Annotated in this window: 9 protein-coding genes; 2 read left to right on the top strand and 7 right to left on the bottom strand. The window is 50.3% G+C overall.

Features of this window, described 5'->3' with window-relative positions:
* From feoB to SGI98_11125, 6 genes are all read right to left on the bottom strand, one after another.
* Positions 1–1,506: ferrous iron transport protein B (gene feoB / locus SGI98_11100; protein MDZ4743949.1), on the bottom strand; the 1,506-nt coding region annotated here is incomplete at its 3' end.
* A gap of 37 nt (positions 1,507–1,543) precedes the next feature.
* Positions 1,544–1,765, bottom strand: a complete 222-nt coding sequence (locus SGI98_11105; protein MDZ4743950.1) for a FeoA family protein — start codon at positions 1,763–1,765, stop codon at positions 1,544–1,546.
* Entirely contained in the window at positions 1,762–2,121 is a 360-nt protein-coding gene (locus tag SGI98_11110) for a FeoA family protein (protein ID MDZ4743951.1), read from the bottom strand. Before SGI98_11110 ends, SGI98_11105 begins: the two co-directional genes overlap by 4 nt.
* Positions 2,122–2,364: 243 nt before the next feature.
* Positions 2,365–4,485 (bottom strand): hypothetical protein, encoded by a 2,121-nt coding sequence (locus tag SGI98_11115; protein ID MDZ4743952.1) that lies wholly within the window; start codon positions 4,483–4,485, stop codon positions 2,365–2,367.
* Entirely contained in the window at positions 4,482–5,639 is a 1,158-nt protein-coding gene (locus tag SGI98_11120) for a deoxyguanosinetriphosphate triphosphohydrolase (protein ID MDZ4743953.1), read from the bottom strand. The genes SGI98_11115 and SGI98_11120 overlap by 4 nt, the downstream gene beginning before the upstream one ends.
* A gap of 29 nt (positions 5,640–5,668) precedes the next feature.
* Positions 5,669–6,454, bottom strand: a complete 786-nt coding sequence (locus SGI98_11125; protein MDZ4743954.1) for a hypothetical protein — start codon at positions 6,452–6,454, stop codon at positions 5,669–5,671.
* A gap of 139 nt (positions 6,455–6,593) precedes the next feature.
* Between SGI98_11125 and gatB the strand changes: the two genes are divergently transcribed.
* Positions 6,594–8,045 carry an Asp-tRNA(Asn)/Glu-tRNA(Gln) amidotransferase subunit GatB gene (gene gatB / locus SGI98_11130; GenBank protein ID MDZ4743955.1) on the top strand — a complete coding sequence of 484 codons (1,452 nt, stop codon included), beginning with the start codon at positions 6,594–6,596 and terminating at the stop codon, positions 8,043–8,045.
* A 154-nt stretch (positions 8,046–8,199) separates the two neighbouring features.
* On the opposite strand, the gene SGI98_11135 is transcribed toward gatB, so the two are convergent.
* The gene (locus tag SGI98_11135) at positions 8,200–9,318 is read right to left on the bottom strand and encodes a Gfo/Idh/MocA family oxidoreductase (GenBank protein ID MDZ4743956.1); all 1,119 of its coding nucleotides are present in this window, start codon (positions 9,316–9,318) and stop codon (positions 8,200–8,202) included.
* Positions 9,319–9,724: 406 nt separating this feature from the next.
* Here SGI98_11135 and SGI98_11140 point away from each other — a divergent pair.
* The coding region (locus SGI98_11140) for a hypothetical protein (protein MDZ4743957.1) at positions 9,725–10,570 on the top strand (846 nt) is incomplete at its 3' end.

Below are 10,570 nucleotides of genomic sequence, written 5' to 3' on the forward strand. Positions count from 1 at the left end.
CTCCAGCACGAAAGGCTGGGGTGGGGTTTTGAGGACAAATTTATTTAGGAGAAATGCTAAGGGGAGGGCAATGAGGATACCGATGAAATGCATGGCAAAGAGGGTGAGGGCCGCCCAGGTCGGGCCATAGACGGGCTCGACAAAGGCCCCGATAAGAAGGACGTAAACAGGGAGGCGTGCGGAGCAGCTCATGAGTGGGGCGATGAGGATGGTCGTCAGGCGGGCTTTAGGATCCTCGATCGTGCGGGTCGAGAGGATGCCCGGTATCGCGCATGCGTAGCTGGAGAGTAAAGGGACAAAACAGCGGCCATTGAGTCCGCACCAGCTAAAGAGTTTATCCATGAGGAATGCCGCGCGGGCCATGTACCCGGTGTCTTCGAGCAGGGAGATAAAGAAAAAGAGGATCAGGATCTGGGGGAGGAAAATCAGGACGGAGCCTACCCCGCCGATGATGCCATTGGTCACGAGGCTCTGGAGTGCCGGGGTTTGATCGAGGAAGGGGGCGACTTGGGCACTGACCCAGCCTGTCCCGGCATCGATGACGTCCATGAGGGGTCCAGCCCAGCTGTAGATGGACTGGAAAACTAGGTACATCATCCCGATAAAAATCAAAAGGCCCCAGACCCGGTGCGTGAGTAGGCGGTCGATGGACTCGGACTTTTGGGCGACGGGCTCCTCAGGGTGGATGATGGCATCACGGGTGAGGGCATTCAGGTGCTCGTAACGGATGAGGGCCTCCGTAGCGAGGGGATTATATCCGGCATGGACCAAGGAAGCGCGTGCGTTATCCAGGCATTTTTGTTTTTCAGCCGGGGGGAATCCCGCCCGGTCGAGGATGGATGAGCCCGAATCAAAGACGACCCGGCGCAGCTCGGAGGGGGACAGGGCGGGTAAACTATGCTGGGCGATTTGTTTGGCGACGACATCACTGGCGATATTCACACAGTCGGGCCAGACGATTTGCGCAGGTATGACCGGATGGGAGCAGATACCTTTGATAGATTTTTTCAGATCATCAATGCCAGTGCCTTTCCGGGCCACGACGGGAATCACCGGGATGCCCCCGAGCCTTTCGGAGAGGAGTGCTGTGTCGATCTTTAATCCCTGGTCCCCGGCGGCATCCATCATATTCAGCACGAGGATCGTGGGGATACTGATATCGGCGATCTGGGAAAAGAGGAATAAATTCCGCACGAGATTCGTAGCATCGGCGACGCAGATGACGCAATCGGGTCTCGCCAGCCCAGGGATATGCCCCGTTAATGCATCGACGGCGATCCGTTCATCCGAGGAAGAAGCGGCCAGGCTATAGGTGCCCGGGACATCCGTCACGTTAAAGGAGGTGCCTTCAAAAGAGAATTCCCCCGATTTTTTCTCCACGGTCACGCCGGGATAATTCCCCGTACGTTGGCGCACTCCGGTGAGGCGGTTAAAGAGGGTGCTCTTGCCGGTATTCGGGTTTCCGATGATGACAATATTATAAAGGGCTTTTTCTTGGGTGATCATAGTTCAAAAGGAGGAAAATGATGAGTGAGATGGGATTTTACTTGATTTGAATGCACTGGGCGTCAGCTTTGCGCAAGCTCAGGCGGCGTCCGGCAATCGAGATATTCATCGGGTCTCCTAGCGGGGCGACTTGCACGATCTCGACAGTGCTGCCGGGCAGTACCCCCATGGCCATGAGGCGTTGGGCGGTTTGATTCGTCGCATCGATATGGGTGATTTGCGCAATTTGCCCGGTGGCAAGTTGATTCAGTGTTTTCATGCTTTGGCGATGGAGTCCCAGACGGATTTGCAACCCTTTCGGATGGAGTGTGAGACGTTTTTTTGAATGTTACTGAGAGTGTTATCTTTTTTGCGGGTGGGTTTACGACGCTCCGGGCATTGGCAAGCGCGTGTGTCTAGGGGAGTCACAGACACCTTTTCGAGCAAGTCACGGCGAAATCCCACACGTGTGCCATGTAAACAAATGATGACAGGGTCACCATCGGTGAGGACCTCGACTTCGAGGCCTTCATGGAGCCCGAGGGCCCGGAGGCGTTTTGAATGGGGGAATGCATCATCGATATGCAAAATTTTTGCGACTTTGCCCTTATGGATTTGATGAAGGAATGTATTCACTTAATTGAGATTATGTCTCATAATAAAACACAATTGCGACCGAGTGTCAATAAGTGGAATAAACATTTTTATGATTTAATGATTTATTTCGGAGAAAATCACTCTTGGAACAGACGGGAAATTTTGAATCTCGAGGTACGGTCGATAGGGTGGCTATTTTATAAGTGACTATCATTCAGTATCTTATATTTTCACACCACTGTATTCGAGAAAAGATATTCCCGTGGATAATCGGTGCCCGGATTATTTTGAATCAGGAACGGGGGAGTCAGGGTTTTTATTTTCCGGTTTATCTTTCCTCCAATAATCGAGGGGAGGAAAAATAAAATCCCACGGGGCCTTAATAAAACGCCAGAACAATTTGCGTGTCAGGCTCACAGAGTCTTTAAATGGCCAGCGGAAAGCCCGGGCGGCTGTAAAAAGGGAGAGGAAAAAACTCACCCCGAGATTCAGCACGAACATCACGGCGATACCCGAGAGGGCTTTGATAAACCAACCGTCCATGAACCAAGCTTTCTCCAGTGATGCTGCCGCCAAGGCGAGGGTGCCTGTCGAGAGTGTCACATGCCGGACATCTAAGGGGATACCGAAAAAGAGCCCGAGGGAATGGGTCATACCGAGCATCATCCCCAGGGAGATATTTGTGGCGAGCGCGGCATTATTACGCTCGTAGTATCCGGATATTTTTTTGAGTTTTTCGGTCCCGAGCAAATTGCCCGAGCGGTGGTCGGAGATGCCTTGGGGGATACGGTGGTAGGTGGACCAGTTATCGAACCACCCCCCGATGAGGCTCGCCAGCCACAAGATCACCCCGGTGAGTGCCGCGTAAAAAACCGTCCCGCTGTCCAGAGGACTCAGGGTGGCATAAGTATGCTCTGCATAATCATGACTGAGGAAGGGAGTGCCGGCGAGCATGAGCCATAAAAAGCTGAAACAATAGGCGCCGATGGCGACGATCAAGACATTACCCGCTGCGGCGGCGACTTGTGTGTAGGCGACAGTCGGGGCGATGTCGATAATCTCGCGGATCACGCGGTGGCGGTTCTGGTTATTCATGGATTTCGCCAGGGTGGCCGCTGTCATCGCGGGTTGTTTTGTGGCCAGGACAAATCCGCAGATGTGGAGGATCACAAAGCTGATCGAGTAATTTAGCCCCGCAGCCAGACCCTCCATAAACGGGGCGAGTCCCCACCCGTAAAGCCGGAGCTTGACCGCGGCAGTGAATACCGTGAGTAGTCCGCCCCCGGCTGCGGCGACCCAGATGTGCCAGTACTGGTGTTTATTGAGCGCGATATAATGTTCACCGAGCTGGCCGGAGCGCTCGATGATTTTCCGGTAAAGCAAATGGGTATTACGCCTGATGAGGGAACGGATACTGCGGTCTTCCTGCACACCGAGGACTAGTTTTTCCATGAGTGACTGGATCAGCTGGGTTTGCTCGACTCCGTAAGGTTTTTCGATGATCGAGACCATCAGATCCATCCGTGAAAGGCATTCCTCCATGAGATCCATGCTGAATACCAGATCGATACTGATCCCGCCTCGTTCCTCCATCTTCCGGTGGACAATATTCAGTTCAGCCCGGCAACCTTGCGCATCCTTTTTCCAAGGGGCGATCACCGGGGTGAGGTCTTCGCCCTTCTGGAAAGCTGACATGAGCCTGTCACTGGTCAGGACGATGCTGTGGAAGGCGGATTCACTAACCGAGGCCGTGGTCAGCTTTGAGCGGATGCCTTCGCCGAGGCCGTGGAGATGGATTTTAGCGGCGAGAATGCGGAAGCCGTCGGCAAAACCATTTAAGAGCGGTTTGAGGAATTCTTTTTTATTCGAGGGGAGGATACAGTCCTGCATGCGTAAAAAGATTTCCGGTGAAAGCGAGTGGAAAAAGGTGATGTGGGTAGCGTCCCTGTATTGACGGCGGAGGAACTTTGCAAAGTCATGGTCGTCACGGGGGAGAGGCAGGAATATCTGGGCAAAACGCACAGACAGCTCGGACAGGAATCCCCGGTGGGAGGGCACCCCGGCCTCACCAAAGGCATTGACGGCATTCATCGCAGAGACCATCTGGCCGAGGACGAGCTGGTATTTTTCTCGGATCAGAGGACAATTTTCGATGATCTCGATATGCAGGACGACCCGGGGGACAGTGGTCAGATTTTCATCACCGGGCCTTTTAAAATAGGCATCATGCTCTTTGCTGACCCACTGATGGATTTCATCCCACAGGTCTATTTTGGCGGCGAGGGTTTTGGCATTGATAAAGTCAATGATGAGTCCTGTGTTTTTGTAAACGTAGGGATTAACTTCCCGTTGTGTGCCGAAATAAGATTCGAGCTCTTTTGAGAAGGCCTCATCAATGATCATGGTTTCGTGATTCCGAAATATTGAGTGTATTGTGCGATGAGATAGCGGTCGGTCATCCCGGAGACATAATCACATACGGCCCGGTAGATACCTATTTTGCTGATGCGAACTGCGGATTTACGCCCGATGAGGTCTGGATGTGCGATAAAATGTCCGAAGAGCCTGCGCATCATCTCACAGGTGTCGTGGTGGACGGAGCGGACAGCCTTATGGAAATAAAGGTTTTGATAGAGGTACTTCCGCAGTTTGAGATTTAGCTTGGATAATTCCGCACTGTAAGCGATGAGGTTTTCGGGGTGTTTCCTGACGTCGTCGGCGGAGCTGACCCCCGCATCCGTGATACGTTTGGCCGAATGCCTGATGACATCGTACACAGCCCTGTCGATGAGGTAACGGATGACGACACCGGCCCGGACGCTATCATCCTTGATCTGGTAGCGATTTTTGACTTCAGCGAGGGCATCCTTCCAGAGATCGAGATCGTTTAATGCCTCGATTTTGAGGAAACCGGCCTCGATGCCGTCCTCGATGTCGTGGCTGTAATAGGCGATCTCATCGGCGAGATTAGCGATTTGGGCTTCGAGTGAAGGCCGAGGAAAACGGAAATATTTTTTATTCTTATCATCAGGGGTGTCATGAGACGTCTCGTGTTTGACGAGGCCCTCGCGGACTTCCCATGTGAGGTTGAGCCCGTCGAAATTTGGATATTTTTTCTCAATCACCTCGACGATCCGCAGGCTTTGCAGGTTATGGTCAAATCCCCCGTATCCCGTCATGAGTTCATTTAAGGTGTCTTCCCCACAATGGCCAAAGGGAGAGTGACCCAGATCGTGGGCGAGGGCGATGGTTTCCGTGAGGTCTTCATTCAGGCGGAGGGCCTTCGCGATGGTGCGGCTGATATTGGCCACCTCGATCGTATGGGTCAGGCGTGTGCGGAGATGGTCACCGGTTCCATTCAGAAATACCTGGGTCTTATACTCTAATCTGCGGAAAGCTCCCGAATGGATGACCCGGGCACGGTCACGCTGGTAATCGGTGCGGATATCGTGTTTATCCTCAGGAAAATCCCGGCCACGGGTCTCCCCGCTTTTTTGTGCAAACGCGGCGAGGGTATTATTTTCCAATTGCTCTTGCTGGAGGCGGGATTGAAACATGGCTGGCGAGGGGACGTAGAGAGAGAGAGTTAAGGTGTTTCGGGGGCGTAGGAACCCCAGTCGAACTTTGATCCGGAAAATTTCTTAATAGTCTCGGGAGAGATTTTGAGTGAACTGCCTTGGGGGTTTATGGTGCCCAGTGAAAAGGGGTTCCCGTAAATATCATTTCCATTTGATGTCGCCAATCGTGAATCGGGGGGAAGGTAAGGGACGATATCCTCCCATTTGATTTCGCTACCCCCGGCGGATTGTTTATCCATGGCAAATTGCGTAATGGATTTATCGATGATTTTACAATCCTCTTTGATGAGGTAGGCGATGGACTCCCCGCGGTTTACCATGAATTTCTGGAGGACAGAGTCACGATTCTCCCGGAGGACCGGGATAGGATAAAAATTCCCGGAGATAAAAAGGCCTTGGATAGCGATTTTATTACGGTAATAGGTGTCGGGATAGTCATTAAGGACTTTCTCAGCCATTTTAATGGCACGGTTAAACTCGGTATAACTTTGCTGGAAAACCTGGTAAAAGGATTCGTCGGATAATCTGTCTTTGGACTGGCTCTCGGCCTTGAATGCCGAATCAATATAATTAAAGGTAGTCAGGTAAGTCTGGGCAGCCGTATCGTAGAGGTCTTTGGCTTCAAACTCCTCACGGATGGAGTCATGCGGGTTTTGTTTGAGCTTACTAAACTCTGTGTTTAATAGCTCTAAGGATTTGTTTACTTGATAAGACTGATATCCGAGATAACAACAAATGCTCAAGAGGACAAAACAAACGAGGCTCAAGATGATGATGGGTTTATTTGATTCCATTTTGGGTTATTGTATTCTATAGCGGAAAAGGGGATATCACAACCAAAAGAAACAACAAGTTTTTGCAGGGGGATGAATTTATGTGTTTGCCAGAGCCTCGGATCAGGTTATAACTTTTGGCCTTTAATTAATCAAATTTATGGAATACGAAGTCATTATCGGACTGGAAGTCCACGTTCAACTCAAAACCAAATCAAAAATGTTCTGCGGCTGTAAGAATGAATACGGCGCCGCACCGAATACGCATACATGTCCTGTGTGTCTGGGGATGCCGGGGTCTTTACCTATGCCAAATAAGCGGGCACTCGAAATGACGGCCCTGACCGGGCTGATGCTTGATTGTCATATCGCCCCGGTGTGTAAATTTGACCGGAAACATTATTTTTATCCGGATATGCCGAAGGATTATCAGATCAGCCAGTATGATCTGCCGATCTGCTCACAAGGACACGTGGACCTCGTGAAGGAATGTTACCCAAAGGATGTCCAGAAAGAGGTGATGGAAACTAAGAAAGTCCGTCTGATCAGGATCCACCTTGAGGAAGATGTCGCAAAGTCATTCCACTTTGACACGACCAGTGGCATCGATTTTAACCGGGCGGGTACCCCTTTGATGGAAATCGTGACCGAGGCGGATATCAGCAGTCCCGAGGAAGCTTTTGCTTTCCTGAGCACTTTGCGTATGAATCTACTTTACGGGAAAGTCAGTGATGCGGACATGGAAAAGGGGCAGATGCGTTGCGACTGTAATATCTCCTTGCGGCCCAAAGGGGTCAAGGAATACGGGACAAAAATCGAAATCAAGAATATGAATACGATCAGTGGTGTCCGCCGTGCCTTGGCTTTCGAGATCAAACGCCAGACTGCCGGGTATGACAAGGGTGAGAAATTCGCCCAGGAAACCCGCCGTTGGGATGAGGAATCGGGGCAAACCATCCTCATGCGCGTGAAAGAGTCCGCCCACGATTACCGTTATTTTCCCGATCCTGACTTGATGCCGGTGGATTCATCCGCATTTATGGATAAAGTCCACGGCGAAATGCCCGAGCTTCCTGCCCAAAAACGGGTGCGTTACATGGACGACATTAAAGTCACCGACTATAATGCCGCCGTGCTTTCGGCTGATAAGTTTCTCGCGGAATATTTTGAAATCGCTGTGGACGGTGCAAAATCGACTAATACGGTTGCGAATTTTATTGTGAATGATTTGCTCCGTGACTTAGGCAATGAAGGTAAGGAAATCAAGGATTCCCCGATCCCCCCACAACATATTAATGACTTGGTCGCTTTGCTCGACGGGGCAAAGATTAATTCGCAACAAGCCAAAGAAATTTTTATCGAGATGTATCAAACAGGCGTGGATGCCTCTGCGATCGTGGCTAAGGACCCCGATAAATATAAACAAGTCGATTCCGGTGAGATTGAAGCCATGGTCGATGCGGCTATCGCGGCCAATCCAAATGCCGTGGCCGAGTACAAGAGTGGAAAAACCGGGGCGATTAATTTCCTCAAGGGTCAGGTCATGAAAGTCGCCAAAGGCAAGGCCAGTCCCACAGTCGTCGATGAAATGCTCAAATCCAAGCTAGGCTAAGGGCCAGGGGGGGGCAGAGAGTTTTTTTTCACCGCTGAGATTAGGAGACCGTGGAGGGGGGGCGATCCGCCCTCGGCTACATTTTTTTTAAAAGGATCGCTTCTCATGAGCAATTTGCCCCGAGCGACTGCCCGGGTTTCCCCGCCAGCATTGATTATTCATCGACTTGGCCTTGGGGCATTCCAGACGGCAGGGCCTTAGGTTTCGGGCAGGTGCTTCCCAGTGTGATGTGTTTACCGGTCGCGGAGGCGTCGAGGATCGACTGCATGATGTCCAGGGCGTGGAAACCCAGTTCACCAGACATACGTTGTGGACGGTTATTCCAGATAGCCTTGGCCATGTCCGCGACACCGATTCCGCGGAATCCGGGTTCGGCATGGAGATGAGGCATTTCCAGCCATTCCTTTTGCCCCGGACGCATGACTTTGACGGTGCCACCTGTGCCATTGGGGTCGGGAATAGACATGGAGCCCTCCGCCCCAAAAATCTCGATATTGGGCAGATTCCCGGCCCAGACATCAAAGGATGTGAGGAGGGTGACACAGGCACCGTTTTCAAAATCTAATATGGATGCGATATGGGTCGGGGTTTCGACTTTAAAGACTTTGCCTTTTTTGGGTTCGCTGGTGATCGTGCGGGTGGGGAAGGATGTCTGTGCGGATGAGGTGACCCTTTTGACCGGGCCGAGCAAATTAATCAAGGCATTGATGTAGTAAGGGCCCATGTCGAAAAGGGGGCCGCCACCGACTTCATAATAAAACTCAGGGGAGGGATGCCAGTTTTCGTGGCCATGGCATATCATGTGGGCCACACCACCGATGGGGCGTCCGATCCAGCCTTCATCGAGCAATTTGCGCGCGAGTTGTTGGCCCGGTCCGAGATAGGTGTCTGGGGCGCACCCGACACGGAGTCCTTTTTTCTTCGCGAGGTCGAGGACTTGTTGACCTTCTTCACGGTTCAGGGCAAAGGGTTTTTCACAGTAGGCATGTTTACCGGCTTCGAGGATTTTGAGGTTTACCGGGGCGTGTGCTTTAGGGATCGTCAGGTTGATGACGATTTCGATTTCTTTGTCGGCCAGCAATTCATCCACCGTGCAGACTTTGGGGATATTGTATTTCGCCGCTTTTTCCTTCGCACTGTCCATATTCATGTCCGCGCAGGCAGCCACCTCGATAAAGGGATAAAGTTTTAGTCCTTCAAAATAGGCTCCGCTGATATTGCCGGTGCCGATAATACCTATTTTCATTTTGTTTTCAGGTATGGATATGCTCATAAGTATATTTTGCCTTCATAGGAGTTTTGCCCTGAATGTCAATCCTGTGGCTATGGACATCTTCTAAACATGAATCCCTAGCCAGATGAAAAAGGTTTTATTCCTGAGCAGACCTCTTGTTGCAGGTGCTTCTGAGAGAAGGCGCGGATTTTTTTATTTTTTTGTCTAATTACAAGGTAAGATAGCAAGTATTACGACGCTTAGATTGCAGAAAGTCATTAATTTTATTGCGAATTTTGATTTGGATTCCTAGAAAGGGGTGGGGCTTCCGCCGGGCATTTTGTTTTCTAATCCGGCAGGAAGAAAAAAGCGTTTATTTTAAATTAATTGTCAGCGGGGGTTTCGTGTGAATGATACATCTTTTGTTTTTAGAAATATTTTTCAATTTAGGCTCCAATCAGCCATAGTGATCGTATTGTTTTTCTTTTGTTTGGGTTTTCCAGTCTCCGCGCAAACGACCAATGAGATTACCGGGGTATCGGTTATTACAAATGCAATTTATAAAATAGGGGATACTACCTCCAGTAATCTGCTGGTGATTACGAATAATGCCGGGCTTTCTGTGACAAATTCGGTTGGGGGAATCTCCGCAGTCATCGGGGATACGGTGGATGCATCAAACAATACCGTCATTGTAAATGGTTCAATCTGGACGAATCAAGGAAGGGTGATTGTAGGTAATCAGTCTGGAGCAAATCTTTTACAGATAGAAAATGGGGGAAGAGTCGAAGCTGGCAGTATGATTATTGGGAGTAATGTGAATAACTCGGTCGTATTAAACGGGGATACATCCTTACTTATTTTGACAAATGCGTCAGTCACTTCTTTTCTTGATGTGCGCTCCGGTGGATACCATCAAAATGGGGGGACGGCGATGATTGATTATCTAGTGTCTGACGCTCCGACTGGAGCTTTATTAGATCTTAATTACGGACGACTTGAGACAAAAAAGGGAGTGGACATCGTCGGTCAAAATATTGAAATAGGAAAAAGTATTGGAAAAGCTTTTCAATGGGATTTAGGGGGGGATTCAAATTCATTTTCCTTATCCAGTCTTAATGTCGCCACTGCTAATAATGCCACCGGACTTATTCAAACGGTTAACAACGGCCGATTCACATCATTTGTGGTGACGAATGGATTAGCGATTGGGACCAATGGTGGATACGGGGTGGTGAACCTTGGGGATATGAGGGGGAGTAATGTGACCGTAGGATTAATGTATGATGGTGGAGGGATGTTTGGGACAGAG

This window comes from Verrucomicrobiota bacterium (assembly GCA_034440155.1).
Lineage (GTDB): Bacteria > Verrucomicrobiota > Verrucomicrobiia > JAWXBN01 > JAWXBN01 > JAWXBN01.